The sequence below is a fragment of the Pseudomonas sp. OG7 genome (genome assembly GCF_014192825.1).
Taxonomy (GTDB): Bacteria; Pseudomonadota; Gammaproteobacteria; order Pseudomonadales; family Pseudomonadaceae; genus Aquipseudomonas; species Aquipseudomonas monteilii.
Map to the genome: position 1 here is coordinate 360,307 of NZ_JACHYK010000004.1, position 21,022 is coordinate 381,328.

Consider the following 21,022-nt stretch of genomic DNA (forward strand, 5'->3'; position numbering starts at 1 on the left):
TCCCGTCATATTGCCAAGGCATTATCTGCTCGCCGGTGATTGCCTTGCCGCTTCGCTGCGCTATGGTGAGAGCACCCCACAAATAAGACTAAAGTCGTAGGAGGTCGGCATGCGGATTGGCGGTGATGTTTTCTGGAAATGGGCAGACCCCACGCTTCACCACAGGTCTCACGATGAGACGCTGGACGATGGGACGACCATGGACATCCAAGTGCGACTGTCGCGCACGGGCAACACCCAATTGTTCATCGGGGTGTATGTCGGGACTGGGATGGCGCTGCATGAGGAAGCTTTCTACTCGCGCCCAGGTGAGTCTATGACTCGAGCGCTGGCGTGGGGAGTAGGTCATGCACGCTGCATTGCGACCAATCAGCAGCCTGCTGAACGGCAAGTGGCATAAGGATTATGTAACGGCTGGGGCGGCATTTACTACTGGCCGCCACCCAGGTGATTCCACTAGCTGTTCGCCGACTTCAAAACGTGGGGAAGGCGTGGCATCTCTCGTCTGATTTCGCTCAACGCGTCGAGGCTTCGAGTCCATTCCACCAGCCACGCGATCAGCATCGGTCGGGTAGTGGGGCAGGGTGCAACTTGGTGTTCAAGCTCGTCGGCTATTTGTCCCAGAAGCTCCAGATCCGCGTCCCACTCGGCAATGTGACCGACCATGATATGCGACCTCTCTCAACTCTGGATGAGTGCTGGCTCTGTTGCCCTCACTGCTCCAATGTCAGCAAGCGCGCGGCCTCTTCCCGCGCCCCAGGCCATGGCCCTCGTAGTCGTCTCGCCGGGCCGCCTGGCGTAAGCCTCTTCACCCGGGCCAGGCCCGAAGGTTCGTAAATCCCGATGACGAACTTGGTGTCGCCTGTGCAGGCTAGCCTGGCCTGAACATCAAGCCGTGCTCCATCCGCGAGCACCTCTTTATGGGAATACGGGGGCGGCCCAAGCCCAGAATACTGCTCCACGATGTCTCATCCCTGCCTCCTTTCACCATTTGTCTGCTCGGGTCATCCCGCCATGCTCGAATTTATTGACAGGGCGGGCTCAAATCCAAATACTGACCGAAGGGTACGCAAAAAAGTCTTTAGGGTATGTTCCGTTTTGGAGCTCCGTGAAGCCGATTGCGGGACATACCGGCACTGGCAACCACGAGGTACGCGCTGTGGATAAATACGTTGGACTGGATGTGATCATCATCGGAGGGGGAGCCGTTGGGATTTGCTCTGCCTACTTCCTGCAAAAAGCCGGGATGAGGGTCACCTTGATTGAGCAATCGAAGGTTGGCACCAAAGGGCCTCGTACCCCCTTTGTTGATTGCCTCGGTAGTGGTGGCAAGAGCTCGGAGCTGGCCAAGCGTGGGAAGGAACTGCTGTTCCCCCTGTTCGAGGATCTTGGTTACAACATGCGCCTAGTGAGCCGGTTCTGCTTCACCTCTCAGTCCACGATCACCGCCAACAGCGTGCGTCGAGGAACCTTGAGTAATGAGCTATCCATGCATGAGATGCTTATGGATTTGAGGAATATCGTGAACGATCGGGGTGGGCGGATTTTTGAAGATCTCGAAGTAACTGAGCTTCTGATGGCAGGGGATAAAGTGGTCGGAGTTTCTACCAAGGCTGGGCAGTTCCTGGCAGATGAAACCGTCGTAGCTGCAGGCGTACTCAGCTCCAGGTTTGAGGGCTCTCTGAACCTTGATTTGGGGCTAAAAGAAGAGCGCGTAGGCGCTGGCGATGATCTGGTGGATGTCCCTGTTACGCCTATTGGTAAACCCTATGTAGGCCGGCCTGAGGACGTAAAGGGCGCAATCGTAGCCGTAGGGCATGACGTGAATGCAATCTGCGCTCTAGGTGTGGGGCAGATCGTTGCCGACCTGGTTTCCATTCCAGGTGCCGGGGCTGGCTACGAGCTGCGGCAAAAAATACCAGTGCAGGAAATACCCTGGGCTGGTGTTTGAATCGAAGAAAAAAGGGCGCTGAGCGCCCTTTTTCGTTATGCGGTTTTAATGAGTCCGTTTGATCGTGTCTCGGGTGCCATTAGCACGGTAGCTATCAGGCCGATCAACGATATTGCCGCTGCGGCATACATCGTTGGTGAAATGCCGAACGACGCTACCGACATTGGTACCAGGTAAATTCCCACAGCTGCGCCCAGCTTTGAAAACGAGGTACCTACACCGAGTGCGGAGGCTCTGATGGAAGTCGGGAACAATTCCGTCGGGTAAACGAAGAGCAGCACCTGGCTTCCACCTATACAGATGGCGTATACGCTGAATAGCACCAACACAGCGACGGGGGAGGCTTCTGGGAATGCCCCGAGCAACAGCAGGGGGATCGTCGAGCCTATGAAGCTCTGAATCAGCAATTGGCGCCTGCCCATCATACTGAGCATTTTGGATGCCAGCATCGATCCGACAACGAAGAGCAGCATGATCATGATGGAGCCAAGGCTCGCCCAGCGCCCTGAGAGTGCTAGGGCCTGCATGACTTTGGGGGCAAAGATATTGACCGCGTACAGGGGGATGATTGAGCAAGTCCAGAAAAGCGTGACGAACAGCATGTTGCGGCCATGACCAGCGCTGAAGAGGGAGCGAAGTGACAGTTTCTTCTCTTCTTCCTCGGGCATGTCGTTGATGGAGTATTGCTGGCCGTAAACGCTTTTGACGATCTGGTCAGCTGCCGCCAAGTTTCCGCGATCTGCCATCCAGCGTGGGGATTCTGGACTGCCTAGGCGCATGAAAAAGAACAGGGCACATGGTATGGCTGCAGCTGCTAGTACCATCCTCCAGCTCTCATCACCCCAGGTGCTCATGATCAGCTCACCGCTGATGTAGGCAGTAGCAGAGCCCGCAAACCACATGATGACGAGGCCGCCGATCATAGGAGCACGATGTTTCTTGGGCATGAACTCAGAGAGAATTGTGGAGGCCACAGGGTAATCCGCGCCCACGGCTACGCCGATGATGAAGCGTAGCAGGCACAGCGTGAGTGCCGTCTCGGCGAACATGTGCGTTACCGAAAAGACGAAAATCAGTACCGGGTTTAGTAGGTACAGAAACTTTCTGCCGAAATTGTCGGTGATCCAGCCCCCAAGGGTGCCGCCGAAGAACACACCCAATAGGGCGGCAGCAGCGATCAGGCCTTCCCACATTGTCGAGAGCTGCAGCTCGCCTGTGATCTGGGCAATCACGACACCAATCAAGCTCAGAACGTAGCCGGCAATAAATGGACTACCCAAGGCCGAGAGGAAAATACGTTTATGGGTGCGCGTGAGCACCGCGTCATCAAGCGATTGTGAACGAGCCATGTAAATATCCAGGTTGTCTCTATGTACTACTGCAGCAAGAGCGGTAGAAATTTTTAGTCTTGTAAGAGAGAGCGTTCCGTTGGCCAGCAACGGATGGAGTCAACTGTGCATCGATTCTGAATGGGGGAGGGGGCGTAATTCATCCGCTGTACCTTTAGATTTATTTGGGCAGATGTATCAAAGGCTCATGTAGCCAAGCTGCGAAGCACCACCATTTTTTTCGATGGTTGCTCGCGGGTGTCGAGCTCGTCCTGAGAAGACGCAAGATACCTGAAAAAACCCGCCGGTCAAACGTTTTGAACATTGGGTATGTGCATCTCCTCGCCTTCCAGAGATCCGATGCGTCCTCCTTCCTGATCCACCTCCGGCTGCTTCGTCCGCCCAGCTTCCCCGCCTTTCGGGCGCCGCCTGACCGAGCTGCCAGGCACGGTCAAGACCCGTCAATCATTTTTACGTACCCGCTGGACAAAAAAATATACCTGGAATACAGTCAAGCCAAGCAATCGTCCAAGTGGACGGTGCAGGCACACTCGATAGGAACCAGCAATGACTACAGAAAAGCGGTATTGGAGCACCTCGGTAAGCGATGTTGAGGAGTCCGCTGTCTACATCCGGGGTTACGACCTGGGCGACTTGATCGGCAAGCTGAGCTTCGCTTCGGCCACTTACCTGCTGATCCGTGGGCGCCTGCCGAATGCTGGCGAATCCAAGATGATCGACGGCATCCTGTGCTCGGTATTGGATTACGCGTTGAAGAAACCAGGCACTGCCGCTGCTCGCTTCTGCGTTTCGAGCAACCCATCCATGGTGGCTGGCCTCGCCACTGCCGTTTTGTCCGCTGGTGAGTATTCGCTGGCCCCAGACCAGACTGGCAACTTCCTGAACGCTACCTTCTCGGCAGACGCAAGCGATTTCGAAGCTTCGGCCAACGCCTTGGTGGAAGGGATGCGTGCCCGTAAGGAGCGCGTGCCAGGCCTCGGTCACCCGGTTTTCCGCTATACCGATCCGCGTGCCCAGCAGCTCAAGGCCTTGGCAATCGAAACCGGTGTATGGGGTGACATCTGCGAGTGGTATGAGGCGGTGCACAAGGCCTTTACCACCCAGGCCAACAAGCCTGAGATCGTGATCAACGAAGTCGGCATGATGGGTGCCATCTTGGCTCAGATGGGCTTCACCCCAGCAGAGATGACCGGTTTGGCTGTCATCTCCACCATGCCAGGTGTCGTGGCCCACATTTCCGAGGAAATGCAGAGCAAGGTGCGTATTCGCGCGATCAGCGACAGTGAGGTGGACTACGCCCGCGAGCGCCGCAACTTTGCTGAAGATTTGGCGAAAAGCGGCCTGTAAGCGGTACTGCTGCCGCTTTCACAGGCGGCAGCGTTTTCATTGAAACTCTTTCGTTAGGTACAACGGCATCAAGTTGTACGAGGTTGGTGGTATCAATATGGGAAGTCTTGCCAGTTCGCTTGCCACCAATGCCAATATTGAAAGCGGCTCATGCAAGTCGCTTGTTGTGCGTCGCACTGCGTTGGAATTATTCGTTACTAGGGGGTTTCAGTCTGTCAGCCTTCGACAATTGGCCGATGCGGTAGGAATTCAGGCTGGCTCTTTGTACAACCACATTGAGAGCAAACAGACGCTTTTGTTTGACTTCATTGAGGAGCTTGACTCGCTGTTGTTGCATGCGGTCATGAAGGAACTCAAAGGTCGCAGTAATGCGATTGATGCGCTCGGTGCCTTCGTCAAAACCTACATGAGCATAGCGCTTGAAAACCGCTCGCTTTATGTCCTGTCGCGACGTGAAACCTGCAATCTCATGGTTGATCAGCAGGCGGATATCAACCGAATCCGAGTACGAGTTGTAGAGGTGTTGTCTGGTGTTATCGCTTCTGGTCGAAAAAAGGGCGTCTTTCATCTCCAGGATGACCGTCTGACCGCAGGGACGATTTGCGCCACCTTGGATGGCGCGCTCACCAAGGAGTGGGGAAGCGACCTTTGTGTCGACTCTCTGGTGAGGCAGATCCAGAAATTCGTGCTTCAAGCTGTGACGAGTAAGTAGTAGTTGACGCGAGCTACGCTTCATTGCCGAAGCTCGCGTTCCCTCGGTTAATCCAAAAAGCTAGGTGAGACGATGAAAAAAAATAGCATTAAAGGTCTGCTGGGCATGGGCGCTTCGGTTTTGGCTTTGGCCATTTCGGCTTCTGCGGTGGCGGAGGATTGCAAGCCTCTGCATACCTTCAAGACCATCCAGCCAGGCGAACTGACTGTTACCTCGGTAGTGTTGCCACCGTTTGCATATGATGACCAGGCTCGTCGCTTCAGCGGCGTGGACGGGGAAATCATTCAGCAGATCGCCAAGGACAACTGCCTGAAGGTCAATCACATCGTCACCGACTCCGCAGCTTCGATTCAGTACGTCGTGGCATCCCGTTCGGACATCTCCGTGGGCGCCTGGTACCGCACCTTCGAGCGCTCGAAGGTCATGGGCATCTCCGATCCTGTCTACCTGGAGCAGACCGCCATCTACTCGCGTGACGGCGCCGACACCTTCGATCAGCTTAAAGATCGCAAAGTTGGTACCGTAACTGGCTACCTCTGGGTACCGGAGCTGAAAAAACTCTACGGTGGCAAGCTGTCGCTGTATCCGAACGCTGTGGCGCTTTCTCAGGATCTGAACAGCGGTCGTATCGACGCTGCGGTCAACACCTATGCAATCGGCGCTGAAAGCCAGAAGAAAGGCGGTATCGGCAAGGACATCAAGATCAAGGTCGCCAAGCCGGACGAGAAGGTGAAGTCGTCGGTCTATCCAGCCCAAACGGCGTTTATTTACAGCAAGGGCAACCCCGAGCTGGGTGCGGCCATCAACGCTACCATCAAAGGCATGCGTGAGTCGGGCAAGCTGGGCAGCGTGCTCACCGACCAGGGCCTGCGTGCTGATGGCGCGGACGTCGGCGAGCCTCGTTACGCTGACCAGTAATTGAGCTGAAACAAAAAGCGCCTCCTGTGAGGCGCTTTTTTTATTTCCGGTAACCGCCGGCCATCATGTCCACGTAGGTTTCGGCGATCTGCTCGGCTGTCATCTTGCCGTTCTCGTCGAACCAGGTGTGGAGCCAGTTACACATTCCCATGAAGCCGCTTACCGCGATGTGTGTGGGCACTGGCTTAAAGAAGCCTTCGTCCACGCCACGCTGGTAAACGCCTTCGATCATCTTGTCGTACTCACGCTTACGCTTGCGAATCAGCAGGCGCTGCGCTTCTTCAAGCTCGCTTTCGTCCCGGAAGTAGATCGCCGTCCAGTCCTTGCGCTGCATCACATTAAGGGCGTGCTGGCACAGGATCTTCTTAAGGGTCTCATCAGTCGGCAGGTCTTCCTGCAGGATCCCTACGATCGTGTCTTCGTAGCACTGGTGCATGCGATTGAAGATTTGCCACAAGATCTCGTTCTTGTTCTTGAAGTAGTAGTAAACGACCGATTTGGTGTAGCCCAGGCTGGCCGCAACATCATTGATGGTGATGGCACGGAACCCTTTGTCAGCGAAAAGGGTAGCGGCGGAAGAGAGGATCTCGTCCTGGACGTAGGCTTGTTTTTTTTGTTTGAGTTGGTCGCGCATATCGACAGTATTCAAGGTAACCACCTGGATTAAGGTTAAAGATCGCTAGGCAGTTGAATTCTGCTCATGGCTGCTTCTTTGATGGCGTTCGGTATGGCCTTGGAAGTCCGCTGCTCGAGATCGAAATAGACCGAGGTCATTTGGATTTCTGCGCAGAGCTCATCGTTGGCGCTGAACATCTGATGGTGAGTGACAATAGAGGCATTGCCCACTTTCTTAACCGTGCTCGCCACTTTGAACAGGTCACCGACCTTCAGCTCGGCCCTGTAGTCGATTTCGTAGCGAACATCTGCCCAGCCTTCCTTGCGCTCGAAGCGCCAGTCGGCGTTATAGCCCAGCGAGTGGATCAGATGCCAGAAGGCCTGGTCGAAGGCTGCCACATAATACTGCACAGTCATGTGCCCCATTGCATCCGTTTGCGCAGGGTAAACAACACCTCGGTACGTGATTTCCATTCAGTCATCCACTCGATACTGGCATGCAATAGAGAGCGAATGAAGTGGTTCTTCACGCTCCTTGGATGTCCATTGTCAGTTTTATAGACCGATACGTCAATTTTTTTATCTTGCTAGTCTGTCTCGGTTCAGTGGCATTTAAGTGCCTATGAGAGCATGCAGGATCGTATGTAAGTGGCCAGAGAAACCGGGGGAGAGGAATGAGGTAGAGGTTGAGCGGAGGAGGGGGACAGGGGGAAGAAAAAAGCCCCCTCTGACGAGCAGAGGGGGAAGCCGACACAACAAGAACTAGATTTCGCTGAGGATGACCTGGGCAGCATTGTGGCCAGGAACACCCGTGACACCACCACCAGGGTGGGTCGATGCACCGCACTGATACAGGCCGGCGATCGGCGAGCGATAGTCGGCATAGTGGGCAATAGGGCGACGGAAGAAGATCTGGTCGATGCTCAGTTCACCGTGGTGAACATGGCCGTCCGGGAGGTCGAACATCGCCTCGAGGTCAGACGGTACCAACACCTGTTTATGCAGTACCAGCTCACGGAAACCAGGCGCGTAGCGCTCGATCTGATTGACCACGATGTTAAAGAGCTCCTCCTTCGTGGTCTCGTCCCATGGCCGGCCATCCCGAAGGGCGTAAGGCACGTGACCGCCCAACAGGCTCAGCGTGTGTTTGCCTTCAGGGGCTGCGGTCGGATCGAACACGCTTGGGGTCAGAATCCACATATAGGGATGCTTCGCCATCTCACCGTGCTGAGCAGATTCATAAGCGGTCTGCAGCTCTTCCAGGTTCTCGGCGATCGTGATCGAGCCAGGAGTCTGATTGTCCGAAGCCTTCAGGCCTTGCCATTTGGGCAGACCGGACAGTGCCATGTTGATCTTGAAGGTGCTCGCCTTGGTGCGAATACGCTTCACGGCATCAATGACCGCCGGCGGCAGATCCTGAGGTTTAAGCAGGCGCAGGAACAAGGTCTTCGCGTTCGCGTTGCTGACGACAGACTTGGCGTGGATGATCTCACCACTTTCCAGGCGCACCCCAACTGCCCGTTTGTCTTTGACAACAATCTCTTTCACGGGAGTGCTGCAGCGGATGGTGACACCATGATCCAAGCACGATTGCTTGATGGCATTCGACAGGGCGCCCATACCACCTTTAACCAGGCCTCCTGGGCCGGCTTTAGTGTTGCCGTCTCGCAAGTAAGGGCGCGCGAGCACATACGCGGTTCCAGGAACCATAGGGCCAATGTTGCCGCCGCTGCCGGAGGTGTAGCAGCCGAACATGGTGAGCACCTGAGGGCTCTCGAACCAGCGGCGCAGGAAGTCGTGGCAGCTCAGCGTCAGCAAATCCCAAATGTCGTAGAACATTGGGCCTGCCGCTTTCATACGCCACAACAGGGCGGCTGATTTGGTCAGGTCTTTTACCTTGCCCGTCGCGATATCAACAGGCACCTCAAACAGCAGCTTGCGAAGATGGCCCACCAGTTTCTTCATGTGCTCTACATAAGCCGGGTAGACGTCAGCGTCCTTGTCTGAGTACCGGCGGATTTCGGCGCACATCCGGTCTACGTCTGCCCAATGTGTGACGACTGAGCCATCTTGGAATGGATGAATACCGGGAGGGGTCGGAATCACTTCGACGCCGTATTTGGGCAGGTCAAGGTCAAGCATGATTTTGGGCTGCATCAACGACATCCAATAGGATGCAACCGAAAGGTGGAAGCCGGGCCACAGTTCTTCCGTGAGGGCTGCTCCGCCTACGATATTACGTCTTTCGACCACACAGACCTTCTTCCCAGCCTTGGCCAGGTACGCGGCGCATACCAGGCCGTTATGGCCGGCACCGACAATTACAGCATCGAATTGAGACATTCTGGCAACTCGCTTATTTACTTCGGTTGACGTGGTACTACCGCGAAGCCATCGATTTCGATCAGTACGGCTGGGTCGTAGAGCATCGGCACGGTGACCAGGGCGCTCGCTGGCGGGCACGCCTCGTTCACATACGAGTTTCGCACTTTCTTGAAGACGGGAAGCATCGATGGCTCGAAGTTCGCGACGTAGGTGGTGAGCTTGGCGACTGCTTCAAAGCCCACACCGGCCTCGGCGAGGGTTGCCTTCAAGTTCTCGAATACGGCTCGAACCTGAGCTTCAAAGTCGCCCTCGACTACATCGCCATTGCTATCGGTTGGGCAATGGCCGCTCAAGAAGAGAATCTCGCCTTCACCCGAAAGGGTAGCGGTGGATACGCCTGGGAAGCCCGCGCCCACATTTACTGCCTTGATCATCCCTTGCTCCTCACATCGGTTCTTGGATTTGGAGGTGTGAGTCACCTCTGTCTGATTGTCCCGTCATACTAAAAAACTGACCGGTGGGTATAATCTATACAACAGACCTCCACCGTGCAAGGGGCTCGTGAAGAGTTTCCACTGCACCGATTTGAAGCGCCATGCCGCGATCTGGTGCGGTCTTCCGTGGGCTCAGCGGCGTCTGATTAGCGGCTGATCAAGAGCGCTGCGGCCTATTGACACGACGCAGGATTCAATCATACTGACTCAACGGTCTAATTTTTAATACGGCCGGTTGGTTTTTCCGAAAGCTCCGTTCAAGACGGGGCACATAAAAAACGCGGAGCTTTTCTCATGGGTGTTCGTGTCAATTTCATCAACCCCTTCGGTACGCCGGCCTACAACGGTTTGATCTCTGAAACACTGACGCCGTACCTCAACCAGGGGAACGAGCTGGTGGTCACCAATACCGAAAACGTTCCTGAAAACTGCGACTGGTGGTATCCAAAGCACCTGGTCGAAGAGGAGCTTTTCGAGTGCGTCATCCAGGCTGAGAAAGATGGCTTCGATGCCGTGATCATTGGTTGCTGCAATGATCCAGGCGTTCGTGCCGCCCGTGAGTTGGTTGACATTCCTGTCATCGGCCCTCTTGAAGCCGCGATGCAGCACGTCAGCTATTTCGGCTACGACTATCTGCTGGTCACCGACCACCGGAAATCTGCCGCTTACATGAAAGACCTGGTGCGTCTGTATGGGGCTGAGCAGCAGTGCCGTGACGTGCGCTACATCGACTGGCACATCACCGACATGATCAAAGACCTAGAAGGCGTCGCACGTGACGCGCTTTCTGCGTCTGAAAAGGCCCGCGAGGTTGGGGGTGTAGAAGCCGTCATTCTGTCCTGCACCATCATTTCTGCAGCAACAGAGAAATGGCTGCTCAGCAATGGCCAGTATCGCGACCCCACTATTCTCAACCCCAACACCTTCGCGCTGAAGATGGCGGAGTCGCTCGGCCTGCTGAAGCAGATGGGCGCATACGGTATCAGCCGAATCGGTTACTACGAGCAAATGACCCAGAAGCGTCCAGAAGAATTTGCCGAGGTTCGTGAGCGTTTCGGACGTCGTCAACGGTTCACTAAATAAGTCTGTTTGAGGGGCCGGTTCCTTCGGCTCGGCCCCATGATGTGGAGATAACCATGTTTGACCTCAAAGGCCGCGTAGCGGTCATCACCGGCGGTGAGTCCGGTATCGGCTTAGCGCTTTCCAAAACCTTCGCAGCTGCTGGCGTGAAAACCGTCATCGGCGGAATTCTCGCTGAGCGCGGTGAAGCCGTTGCTCGTGAACTGGCAGAAACCGGCGCTGAAGTCCGGTTCGTCAAGGTAGATGTACGCAACCAGGCGGAAGTAGAAGCGCTGGTGCAGGGTGCTGTCGACCAATATGGCCGCGTCGACATTCTGGTCAACAATGCGGGCGTCTTCGACGGCATGGCTGATATCGAAGAGACCACTGAGAACCTGTGGAATCACATGGTTGATATCAACCTTAAAGGTACCTTCTTCGGCTGCCAGGCCGCTATCAAGCACATGGTCAAGCAGAACTATGGGCGGATCATCAATACCTCATCCATTGGTGGCCTAATCGGCGGTGCCGACGGCGCTTCCTACACTGCTTCGAAGTTCGGCGTGGTTGGCCTGAGCCGTCAGATCAGCAAGACCCACGCGAAGCACAACATCACCGTCAACGCAGTCTGCCCAGGTGCCATCGACACTGATGTTCGCGGCAACTCGGCTGCGATCGTCAGCTCCGCTGCAGAGTTCATGAACCGTGGCGTTGGTGCGAACCCTGATTGGATCAGCCGAATCATTCCGGCTCAGCGCAAAGGTACTGCGCAAGAGATCGCGAACCTCATTTATTTCCTGGCCACTGAAGAGGCGAGCTACATCACTGGCCAAGCTATCGCTGCGGACGGAGGGTGGACAGCATGAGCCAATTCAACGACTTCAACGACGTCGAGAAAGAGATTCTCGAAACCGTCCGTAAGTACATCGCCAAAGAAGTCCGGCCCAACGTTCAGCAGCTTGAATTGAGCAAAACGTTCCCTGCAGAGATGCTGGCTGCGATGAAGGAGATGGGCCTGTTCGGTCTGGCCATTCCGGAAGAGTACGGTGGCTACCAACTGCGCCTGCCTGTGTTTGCTGCTGTGATGGAAACCATCGCTGCCGGCTGGACAACCTTGGCTGCCTTTATCAATAGCCACTGCACTGTGGCTTATGCGATCAGCAAACACGGTACCGAAGAGCAGAAGCGTCAATACCTGCCTCTGATGGCGACCGGTGAACACCGTGGCGCTCTCTGCCTGACCGAGCCTGCTGCGGGTTCTGATCTGCAATCGATCACCACTGTTGCGTCGCAAGACGACTCGGATTTTGTGATCAACGGTACCAAGATCTTCGTCACCAACGGTGAGCGTGCCACGCTGCTGCTGACGTTGGCGCGTACCAGTATCGATGCCGAAACGGGTCGTCCGCGCCTGAGTCTGTTCCTGGTCGAGAAATCCTTCCCCGGCGTTACCGTGGAAAGCGAATTTCACAAGATGGCCTACACCCAGGTCGACACCGTCGAGATCCTGCTTTCCAAGGTCAAAGTGCCGGCGACTGCGGTTGTCGGTGGTAAAACTGGCCTGGGCATGCGCCACCTGTTGGACTCGCTCGAAGTTGGTCGTATCGCTATCGCTGCCAGTGCAGTTGGTTTGGCCGCGAATGCCCTTGCCGAAGCCAAGCGTTACGCAAGCGAGCGTAGCTCGTTCGGCGTGACCATCGACAAGCACCAGGCCGTTCAGCTGCGTATGGCCGACATGGCCACCAAGCTGGTCGCTGCTCGCCTGATGACCGCAGAAGCGGCTCGTGCGAAGGAAGCGGGTCATCGTGCGGACATGCTGTCGGGTATGGCCAAACTCCTGGCCAGCGAATCGGCCAAGGAAATCTGTGAAGACGCGCTGCGTATCCACGGTGGTTACGGCTACATCAACGAGTTCCCTGTAGAGCGCCTGTACCGCGAAGCGCCGCTCTACATCGTGGGTGAAGGCACCAACGATATTCAAAAGATCGTCATCGCGCGTCGCATCATCGACGGTAGCGAAGTGGACGCTCTGGGGCTGCCAGCATGACCACGACCGTCTGCTTGACCTTCGATTTCGATGGTGTGGCCATCTGGCTCAGCACCTTCAAACAGGTTTCGCCCACTCCGCTTTCGCGGGGCGAGTACGGCGCTAACGTGGGTATGCCGAGGCTTCTGGATGTTCTGAAACGTCGTGGGGTGCCAGCCACCTTCTTCGTGCCAGCGCACACAGCGACCTCCTATCCAGACCTGGTGAAGCAGGTCGTAACGGACGGTCATGAGGTCGCGTGCCACGGATTCTTGCATGAGTCTCCTGTGAACCTGGAACTGGCCGAGGAGCGTGAGCTGCTGGCCAAGAGCATCAAGGTTCTGCAGGACGTCACAGGCGTGCGGCCCCAGGGTTACCGTTCGCCGGCTTGGGACTTGAGCCCGAACACCATCCCTTTGCTGGAAGAGTTCGAGCTTCGCTACGACAGCAGCATGATGTCGAACGACTTTGAACTGTTCTATGCGCGTACTGGTGATGTCCTTACCGAAGAAGGTTTCACAAAAGGCCCCGAAAGCTCGGTGGTCGAGTTCCCTGTTGCTTGGGAGCTTGATGACTATCCGTACTTCCAGTTCATGGTGAAGCCGATGAACACCGGCAATCGCCTGCCTTCGGATGTTTACAAGTATTGGGCTGCCGAGTTTGATGCCGCACGCGCTCAAAACGGTGTGTTCACTCTGACTTGCCATCCGGAAATTATTGGGCGCGGCCCACGTATCAAGATGTTGGAAGAATTGATCGAGTACATGCAGAGCTTCGATGATGTTGTGTTCTCGACCATGATCAACGCTGTACCCCTGATTAATAAATAAAGGCTGGAGATAATCATGACTGCTGCTGTTAAACAAGAAGCTGGTATCGGCCAAAACGCTCTCTACTTCGATGAGCTGTATGAAGGTCAAGAGTGGAACTCCCCACGTCGCACTATCACCGAAGCAGACATCGTGATGTTTGCAGCGCTCACCGGTGACCATAACCCGGTGCACACTGACGAGGAGTTCGCCAAGAACACCGTATTCGGCGGTCGTATCCTGCATGGCCCAGCTGGTTTCGCAATCGCAACCGGTCTGGAAAGCCGTCTGGGCATCAAGGAAGGCACTGCAATTGCATTCCTTGGCATGACTTGGGATCTGCGTGGCCCGATCAAGATCGGCGACACTATCCACGTCAACCAGAAGGTCGGCTCCAAGCGTGAGACCAAGAAGCCAGGCGTGGGTATCGTCAACTTCCAGGTGGCTCTGGTGAACCAGCGCGGCGAGTCGGTTCAAGAAGGCGAGTGGAAGGTCATGATGCACTGCAAGCCTGAGTAATTGATTTGCCCGCCCGCTAACGTACTATTTTTGAGGTTTTGCAAGATGATCGTAGGTTTTGTCGAAGAGCACGCTACTGAGCGAAGCGATAGTGTTGCTTTGCGGTTTGATAACAAAGTGCTCAGTTATAGTGCGTTGGCGCGCGAAATTGATCGAGCTGTTGTCCTGTTGAAAAAAGCAGGCGTCAGCGCTGATACCACCATCGCGGTTTACTGCGAGAACAATATTGAGATCATGGTATTGTACTACGCCATGTCGAAGATGGGCGGGACATTCGTTCCGATCAATGCGGTGCTCAGTGCAGCTGAAGTCAGCTATATCCTGGGCCACGCAGATGTAAAATTCTTGTTCACTGACAAGAAGCTGCATGAGAACGCCGTTACGGCTGTCGGTGATACAGCATGCAGCCTGGTTGAAGTCAGTGAATTCTTCAGCAATACCCTGGTCGGCACTGAAGAGGTCGAGCAGGCTGAGGCGATCAAGAACGACTTCTTGATCATCTACACCTCGGGCTCCACTGGAGTACCTAAAGCGGTGCTCTACAGCCAGCCGGCTGAGGTGGCAGGCAACGCTTCCCTCATCGATATGTGGGATGTCACGCCAAGTGACAAGCTCCTGGTCGCGCTGCCGCTGGGCTTCCTCTACGGGCTCTCGACCGCTGCCTCCATGGCACTGCAGGCCGGGTGCGAGACCATCATCCAGCGTCGATTCCACCCGCGTGAGGCCCTGGAGGCCTTTGTTGAGCATGGTGTCACCGTATTCCAGGGTGTGCCTACCATGTTCTCCATGATGCTGGAGTACGCAGAGCAGAACGGCTTGGACTTCGACTTGTCCTCCATGCGTGCTGTCATCTCTGCGGGCGCTCCACTGGCGAGCGACCTCCGCACCCGTTTCAAGAGCAAATTCGGTGTCGAGATCCAGGATTACTACGCTCTCACTGAGGTGCGTCCGGTCTTTGGCAAATTTGCCGGGGATAGCACTGCAGTCCCTGCAGGTGCGATCGGCAAAGCAAGCCCTTGCGTTGTGATCAAGATCGTCGACGGTGATGGTCAGGAGGTTGGGCCAGGCGTGACAGGCGAAATTCTGGTGCGTGCTCCAGCTACCACCTCGGGCTACTACAAAGCGCCTGAGGTTAGCGCTGCGGCCTTTGTCGATGGATTCTTCCGCACCGGCGACCTTGGTCATGTCGATGCTCAAGGTTTCTATTACCTGACTGGTCGGATCAAGGACATCATCATCAAAGGCGGAGCCAACATCGCCCCGGCTGAGGTGGAGGAGGCGCTACTGTCTCACCCTCAAGTCGTACAGGCTTCTGTCATCGGTGTTCCTGACCAGAAGTTTGGTGAGCTGCCGGTTGCCTACTTTGTGCCGGCGCAAGGTGCTCAACCCAAGCCAGAAGACCTGGCTGACTACTGCCGTCTGATGCTGGCTGAATTCAAAGTACCGAGCGAATTCATCGCGCTTGCAGAAATGCCCCTTGGGAATACCGGGAAAATTGACAAGAAAGTGCTGCTGAAGATGTGGAAGGAGAAAGCAAATGTCTGAGAACTTGAAAGTATCTGTTTCGGTATTCCGCATTCAGCACTACCAGCAGTTTGCTCAATTTGCTGAGCACGTTGAGCGCTTCGTCGTGGACGCCAAGGCGGCAGGCAGCCGCGTGCTGGTATTGCCTGAGTTCCTGGCAATGGGCTTGCTTTGGACTCATGCCAGCGCTGCTGAGATCGACAATGCGAAGGTGTCGGATTTCTACCGCGAAGTATTCAGTCCGATGCTTCCGGACTTCCAAAGCCTGTTGGCTGGCCTGGCGAAGAAACACGATATCTATCTGGTAGGCGGTACCTTCTGGCATGAAGAAGACGGTAGGGGCCTCAACAGTGCCTTCGTTTTCAGCCCGGATGGCTCCCAGTTGCGTCAGGACAAAATCCACCTGACCCGTGGTGAGCGGGCCATCAAGAGCTCGGGCGGAGAAACTCTGTCGGCGTTCGAGATCGATGGCGTCAAGTGCGGCCTGTTCGTCTGCTACGACGTCCAGTACCCAGAGCTCACCCAGGCGTTGGTGGCCGAAGGAATCGAAGTCCTGTTCGTGCCGACCCTGACGGAAAAGCGCGGAGCATGGCGTAGCTGGTACAGCGCACACGCCAGGGCCCTGGAAAACCAGATCTTCGTTTGCGTGTCGCCACTCGTAGGCAACCTGGGCATTCCAAACGACTACCCGGTTAGCGGTACGGGTGAAGCATTCATCGCGTGTCCGATCGACAACCGAATGAATGTGGTGGATGGCACCTACGCGGTCTCCGATTTCAGCGAGGGTGAGGAGGGGCTGATCCATGCAGACCTCAATCTCGCCACCCTGCGGCTGTCCCGGGAGCGTGGAGAGGTTCGACACCTAAAAGACCGCAGGCCTGAATTTTATAAGAAGTTGGCTGCTGAATAACTTTCGGTAGCGCGGGGCAGGTATGCCCCGCATCAAAGATACGATAGTAGCTGCGCTATAATATCGAACAGGGATTTTACTTTTACAGTGCTGCCGTGATGTGTGCTGGTCTAGCGGCCAGGCGTTTAGATTCAGTTAATAAGATAGAGAACAAAATGACTAAAGTCGCGCAGATAAAAGATGTGGGCCGTCGAGAAAACGTCTCGCCAATCCTGACTGTTGAAGGTCTGGGTAAATCCTTTGGTTCCGTTCGTGTATTAAATAATGTCGATTTCTCAATGGCTTCCGGTGAAGTGGTTGCCATCATCGGCCCAAGCGGTTCCGGTAAAAGTACATTCTTGCGATGCATCAATCAGCTTGAGCCTCCAACCGAAGGCACCATCTGCATCGGTGGGCAGACCATCGATGCGAGCAAAGGGGCCACGAAGCAGCAACTGGCATTCCTGAATCGCAAGCTCGGCATGGTCTTCCAGTCTTTCAATCTATTTCCTCACCTCACCGTTCTGGAGAACGTGAGTCTGGCCCAGCGCCGCGTGCTGAAGCGCAGTGCCAAGGAGGCTGACGAGCGTTCCATGCAGCTGCTGACTCGTGTAGGCCTGGCCTCCAAAGCTAACATGTATCCATCGCGGTGCTCCGGTGGCCAACAGCAGCGTATCGCGATCTCGCGTGCCTTGGCCCTGGATCCTGAAGTCATGCTCTTCGACGAGCCTACTTCAGCACTCGATCCGGAAGTAGGCCTAGAGGTGCTTGCGGTAATGCGTGAGCTGGCTAACGAGGGTATGACGATGATCGTCGTGACGCATGAAATGCGTTTCGCCGAGAACGTCTCTGATCGCGTGGTGGTGATGGCTGATGGCGGCATCATCGAGCAGGGGCGTAGCGCCGATGTCATGCGTAATCCTCAGCACCCACGGGTGCAGCAGTTCCTGACCGCCGTGAGGGATCGGTGATGGAGACGAGCCAAATTCTGGCGGCGATGCTGGCTGCCTTACCTTGGACGATCGCTCTCACATTCGGGTCGTTCATCGGTGGAGCAATCATCGGGATCCCGATCTGTGCCATGAGGATTTCCAAACACAAGATCCTGCGGAATATCGCGATCGCGCTCATTCTGACCTTGCGCTCGATTCCGCCCATTGTCTGGCTGTTCTTCATCTTCTTCGCGTTCAGCCAGTATGTGATTCAGCTGAGCCCCTTCGTGGCGGCAATCATCGGCCTGGCACTGATCACCTCTGCAAACATGGCCGAGATCTATCGCGGAGCGTTGAGTGCAGTGCCGAAAGGGCAGTACGAAGCGACCAAGGTGCTGGGTTTGAGCACCTGGCAGAAATACGTCCACGTGATTGTTCCACAGGTAGTCAGGATCTCGGTTCCAGCGGCGAGTACCTATTGCATCGGGTTGCTTAAAGACACCGCCATTGCTTCCACGATTGGCGTCTCTGAACTGGCCCAGGTGGCAAACCATATCTCTCAGGAGACGTTCCGAGGCCTGAGTGTGTACGCCATCGCTGGCCTACTGTATTTCGCTGTTAGTGTTGTTATGGCTCTGTTGTCGCGACAGCTTGATATCCACCTTCGTGCAAAGGTTGAACGGTAATGGAGATCATTGACCGCTGGATTGAGTGGTTCCCTCAGCTGATGGATGGCTACTGGTTGAGCCTGCAGGTCACCGCCGTGAGCTTGCTGATCGGGATTCCCCTGGGACTGCTGTTTGCGTTGTGGGTTGGGTCGAAGAAACGCGTGAACCGTGCCCTCGCTCTCATCTTCATCGAGGTGGGGCGAGGTGGGCCGGTGCTGATCCTGCTGCAGTTCTTCTACTTCGGACTGCCAACGACTGGGCTCACCTTGTCGTCATTCACCGCCTCGATTCTGGCTTTGGCCTGGAGTACCGGTTCGTACACCAGTGAAATTATTCGCGGGGGACTTGGGGCGGTGCCTCAGGGGCAAAGAGAGGCGGCTCGGACGCTGGGGCTCAGTAGCTGGGACGCATTGCGGATCATCATCCTGCCTCAAGGGTTGAGGATTGCGCTCCCGCCCTTGCTCGGCTTCTCCCTGGTGATCCTGCAAACCACCTCGCTTTGCTTCACCATCGCGCTACCGGAGCTCGTGGGTGTGGCGAATGACATTGGTTCTGCAACCTTTGAATATATGTCCGTGTTGCTGTTGACCGGGATGATGTATGCGGCGGTGTGCATTCCGGCAACTATTTTTGTTGGACGTTATGAGAAACATTTGTCTCGGTACGAAAGTGCCTGATAAATAGTGGTTGGTGAGGTTGACTAACAAAAATATTAATTGATATTGTTAGTTTGCGTCACCACTGCGCTGGCGTATTAGTTTGCGGCTTTTCACCTGTCTTATGTACCAGCATACAGACTGGGCTTTTGCTTGTCGCTGCTAGTCTCTATCTTCGTTTTTGGGCTCCTTCGCTAATGTTTGTTAGCGTAGGCAGCCCGTTTTTTTTGAACGGGGTTTTTGATGCATTATCTTCCGAAGGCATACCTTCACTACTTGGTAGATCGCGGTGAACCTGAACGTGAGTCGGACGGCAAGAGTGAGGTATCGCAAGCAGCACTATCATTGTTCTTGGAATTCGGATATGCATCGGTCAGCCTTCGCCAGATTGCAGACCTTGCCAATATCAGGCAGGGATCGATTCATAAGGTTAGTGGGGGAAAAGAGCAGGTTTTTGTCAGCTTGTTCATGGACGCGGCCACAAGCTTGCTCGAAGAGGTCAGCGCTGCGAACCCAAGGAATATGTCCGTGCCAAAGGCCATCTCAAGTTACGTAGAGTCGTATGTGCGGTGTGGGCTGCAGTACAGACTGCACCATATGCTGTTCAGGCGTGAAGGTCATCTCTTGAGCGGTGATGTTCGCTCGACGCTCAACGAGCTCCGGGATCAGAAAGTGACCCGCTTATGGGAAGTCTTGGCGGTAGGCCAAGCCAAGCAAATCTTTGCTGTCCAAGATGCTCGTTTTGCGGCAAAGGCTATCGTGGCAATGCTGGATGAGCTGATAAATAACTCAACCATCAGCGGCGATAAGCTTCAAGACTCGATAGAGGATTTGCAAAGCATGGCGCTTAGGCTGGCAGGCGCAGCGTAAAAAGGAAGATCGATGGGCTCTGATCAGAAGGTTTCAGCACTCATTGCATGCTCGCTGGCCTATGGTCTGGTGCTCATGGATCCAGGGCTCATCAGTGTGTCGTTGGGCGCTATCGAGCGCGACCTTGCTCTAAGGGGTACAGATCTCCGGCATTTGGTCAGCATGTACAACGTAGCGCTGGCCTCGTGCTTGATCTTGGCGGGGGCACTCTGCGACTTCATAGGCTCGAGGCGTGCGCTCGTCCTGGGCGTCGCGGTTTATTCTGCTGGCTCCATCATGTTTTCCCTATCTGACGACCTCACGCTGCTTCTTGCGGCCCGCGCAGGGCAGGGAGTAGGGGCGTCCTTGCTGATCCCAGGATCACTGGCGCTTTTGAATTACATTTTCGAAAGCCCACGCGAAAAGATGAAGGCAATCGGATGGTGGGGAGGATTCGGCAGTATAGCGATGGCGCTCTCTCCATTGTGCGCCGGGCTCTTGCTGAGCCAATTGGGTTGGGCGAATCTGTTCTACTTGAACGTCGTGTTATCCGCCGTCATCTTGATTCTGCTGGCCCCATTACCAGCAGCCAAGCCCTGTAGGGACTTTGCTTGCTTCGATTATGTAACGCATTCCTTGTGCGTCGCTTTTACAGCCGGTTTCGTTGTAATGCTGACCGCGCGAGGTTCACATTCATACTGGTTGTGGGCCGCAGTCTTGATGGCTTTCCTCATAATCGTGATCAGAGAAAGCCGAGGCCCAGTCAAGGTTTTCCATCGTCCACTGGTCTTCAAACCTTCGCTAATGGCCTGCTATTTCGCTGGAACAGTAATCAACTTCAGCTTTTATGGCGTCCTCTTCTACTTCAGCTTGAGCTTGGCACGTGATGTCAGGGTAACCCCAATCTCCACCGCCCTGGCGTTGTTGCCGGGTACGGGAGTACTTGTCGTGGGCTACATGATTGCAGGCAGGTATGCATCACCGCACAGGTTCAAACTCTTTCTGAGCGCCGGCGGATTGATCACCACCTTGGGGCTGATGATCTTCGCGATGTTCGACCTCGGCAGTGGCTTGGGCTTCCTGATGGCAGGCCTTGCATTAGTGTCGTTTGGATTGGCGCTGATTACTCCTGTTGTCACGGGGCTCGTGCTTACTCTGGCGACTTCAAAGGTGGTCGGGATGGCCAACGGGATCTTCAATACGTGTCGGCAGTTCGGCATCTGTCTCGGCATCGCGATTTTCTTCAACGCACACGGCGCAGGGGGCTCAGCGGGGTTGATCCCCTTGCTTTGGCTCACGATCCTGTTGGTGATTACGGCGGTAGGAGTGACATGCTTGGTGAGCTCTCTGAGGCGAGAGCAAACAGCATAAAAAAGGGCC

Annotated in this window: 22 protein-coding genes; 17 read left to right on the plus strand and 5 right to left on the minus strand. The window is 55.3% G+C overall.

The window, feature by feature from the left end:
• Positions 1–109 precede the first annotated feature (109 nt).
• Positions 110–400, plus strand: a complete 291-nt coding sequence (locus FHW75_RS26790; RefSeq protein ID WP_260308768.1) for a hypothetical protein — start codon at positions 110–112, stop codon at positions 398–400.
• 759 nt (positions 401–1,159) lie between these two features.
• Positions 1,160–1,951, plus strand: a complete 792-nt coding sequence (locus FHW75_RS12435) for an FAD-dependent oxidoreductase (RefSeq protein ID WP_221212510.1) — start codon at positions 1,160–1,162, stop codon at positions 1,949–1,951.
• Positions 1,952–1,986: 35 nt separating this feature from the next.
• Here the strand turns inward: FHW75_RS12435 and FHW75_RS12440 are convergent, their stop codons facing one another.
• Positions 1,987–3,300 (minus strand): MFS transporter, encoded by a 1,314-nt coding sequence (locus FHW75_RS12440; RefSeq protein ID WP_183673761.1) that lies wholly within the window; start codon positions 3,298–3,300, stop codon positions 1,987–1,989.
• Between the two features lie 546 nt (positions 3,301–3,846).
• Between FHW75_RS12440 and FHW75_RS12445 the strand changes: the two genes are divergently transcribed.
• The 3 genes from FHW75_RS12445 (at position 3,847) to FHW75_RS12455 (ending at position 6,277) form a co-directional block, all read left to right on the plus strand.
• On the plus strand, positions 3,847–4,647 hold the full coding sequence (locus FHW75_RS12445) for a citryl-CoA lyase (protein ID WP_183673762.1): 801 nt from the start codon (positions 3,847–3,849) through the stop codon (positions 4,645–4,647).
• Between the two features lie 97 nt (positions 4,648–4,744).
• Complete coding sequence (locus FHW75_RS12450) at positions 4,745–5,359, plus strand: TetR/AcrR family transcriptional regulator (RefSeq protein WP_183673764.1); 615 nt, start codon at positions 4,745–4,747, stop codon at positions 5,357–5,359.
• A 72-nt stretch (positions 5,360–5,431) separates the two neighbouring features.
• Entirely contained in the window at positions 5,432–6,277 is an 846-nt protein-coding gene (locus FHW75_RS12455) for an ABC transporter substrate-binding protein (protein WP_183673766.1), read from the plus strand.
• Positions 6,278–6,317: 40 nt separating this feature from the next.
• On the opposite strand, the gene FHW75_RS12460 is transcribed toward FHW75_RS12455, so the two are convergent.
• From FHW75_RS12460 to FHW75_RS12475, 4 genes are all read right to left on the minus strand, one after another.
• Complete coding sequence (locus FHW75_RS12460) at positions 6,318–6,926, minus strand: TetR/AcrR family transcriptional regulator (RefSeq protein ID WP_258535892.1); 609 nt, start codon at positions 6,924–6,926, stop codon at positions 6,318–6,320.
• A 20-nt stretch (positions 6,927–6,946) separates the two neighbouring features.
• Entirely contained in the window at positions 6,947–7,366 is a 420-nt protein-coding gene (locus FHW75_RS12465; protein WP_088512395.1) for a thioesterase family protein, read from the minus strand.
• Positions 7,367–7,654: 288 nt separating this feature from the next.
• A complete protein-coding gene (locus tag FHW75_RS12470; protein ID WP_183673768.1) occupies positions 7,655–9,235 on the minus strand; it encodes an NAD(P)/FAD-dependent oxidoreductase in 1,581 nt (526 codons plus the stop codon).
• 17 nt (positions 9,236–9,252) lie between these two features.
• Positions 9,253–9,651 carry a RidA family protein gene (locus FHW75_RS12475; protein WP_183673770.1) on the minus strand — a complete coding sequence of 133 codons (399 nt, stop codon included), beginning with the start codon at positions 9,649–9,651 and terminating at the stop codon, positions 9,253–9,255.
• A 354-nt stretch (positions 9,652–10,005) separates the two neighbouring features.
• Here FHW75_RS12475 and FHW75_RS12480 point away from each other — a divergent pair, with 354 nt between their 5' ends.
• The 12 genes from FHW75_RS12480 (at position 10,006) to FHW75_RS12535 (ending at position 21,013) form a co-directional block, all read left to right on the plus strand.
• Positions 10,006–10,794 (plus strand): aspartate/glutamate racemase family protein, encoded by a 789-nt coding sequence (locus FHW75_RS12480; protein ID WP_088512392.1) that lies wholly within the window; start codon positions 10,006–10,008, stop codon positions 10,792–10,794.
• A 53-nt stretch (positions 10,795–10,847) separates the two neighbouring features.
• The gene (locus tag FHW75_RS12485) at positions 10,848–11,636 is read left to right on the plus strand and encodes an SDR family NAD(P)-dependent oxidoreductase (RefSeq protein ID WP_183673772.1); all 789 of its coding nucleotides are present in this window, start codon (positions 10,848–10,850) and stop codon (positions 11,634–11,636) included.
• Complete coding sequence (locus FHW75_RS12490; protein WP_183673774.1) at positions 11,633–12,817, plus strand: acyl-CoA dehydrogenase family protein; 1,185 nt, start codon at positions 11,633–11,635, stop codon at positions 12,815–12,817. Before FHW75_RS12485 ends, FHW75_RS12490 begins: the two co-directional genes overlap by 4 nt.
• Complete coding sequence (locus FHW75_RS12495) at positions 12,814–13,626, plus strand: polysaccharide deacetylase (protein ID WP_183673776.1); 813 nt, start codon at positions 12,814–12,816, stop codon at positions 13,624–13,626. Before FHW75_RS12490 ends, FHW75_RS12495 begins: the two co-directional genes overlap by 4 nt.
• Before the next feature lie 15 nt (positions 13,627–13,641).
• Positions 13,642–14,124, plus strand: coding sequence for a MaoC/PaaZ C-terminal domain-containing protein (locus tag FHW75_RS12500; RefSeq protein WP_042571930.1), 483 nt, complete (start codon positions 13,642–13,644; stop codon positions 14,122–14,124).
• Between the two features lie 45 nt (positions 14,125–14,169).
• The gene (locus FHW75_RS12505; RefSeq protein ID WP_183673777.1) at positions 14,170–15,669 is read left to right on the plus strand and encodes a class I adenylate-forming enzyme family protein; all 1,500 of its coding nucleotides are present in this window, start codon (positions 14,170–14,172) and stop codon (positions 15,667–15,669) included.
• Entirely contained in the window at positions 15,662–16,558 is an 897-nt protein-coding gene (locus FHW75_RS12510) for a nitrilase-related carbon-nitrogen hydrolase (protein ID WP_183673779.1), read from the plus strand. The genes FHW75_RS12505 and FHW75_RS12510 overlap by 8 nt, the downstream gene beginning before the upstream one ends.
• Before the next feature lie 155 nt (positions 16,559–16,713).
• Positions 16,714–17,508, plus strand: a complete 795-nt coding sequence (locus FHW75_RS12515) for an amino acid ABC transporter ATP-binding protein (protein WP_088512386.1) — start codon at positions 16,714–16,716, stop codon at positions 17,506–17,508.
• Entirely contained in the window at positions 17,508–18,155 is a 648-nt protein-coding gene (locus FHW75_RS12520; RefSeq protein ID WP_088512385.1) for an amino acid ABC transporter permease, read from the plus strand. The genes FHW75_RS12515 and FHW75_RS12520 overlap by 1 nt, the downstream gene beginning before the upstream one ends.
• Entirely contained in the window at positions 18,155–18,814 is a 660-nt protein-coding gene (locus FHW75_RS12525; protein WP_088512384.1) for an amino acid ABC transporter permease, read from the plus strand. The genes FHW75_RS12520 and FHW75_RS12525 overlap by 1 nt, the downstream gene beginning before the upstream one ends.
• 222 nt (positions 18,815–19,036) lie before the next feature.
• Positions 19,037–19,663, plus strand: a complete 627-nt coding sequence (locus tag FHW75_RS12530) for a TetR/AcrR family transcriptional regulator (RefSeq protein ID WP_183673781.1) — start codon at positions 19,037–19,039, stop codon at positions 19,661–19,663.
• A 12-nt stretch (positions 19,664–19,675) separates the two neighbouring features.
• Positions 19,676–21,013 (plus strand): MFS transporter, encoded by a 1,338-nt coding sequence (locus FHW75_RS12535; RefSeq protein WP_183673783.1) that lies wholly within the window; start codon positions 19,676–19,678, stop codon positions 21,011–21,013.
• Positions 21,014–21,022 lie beyond the last annotated feature (9 nt).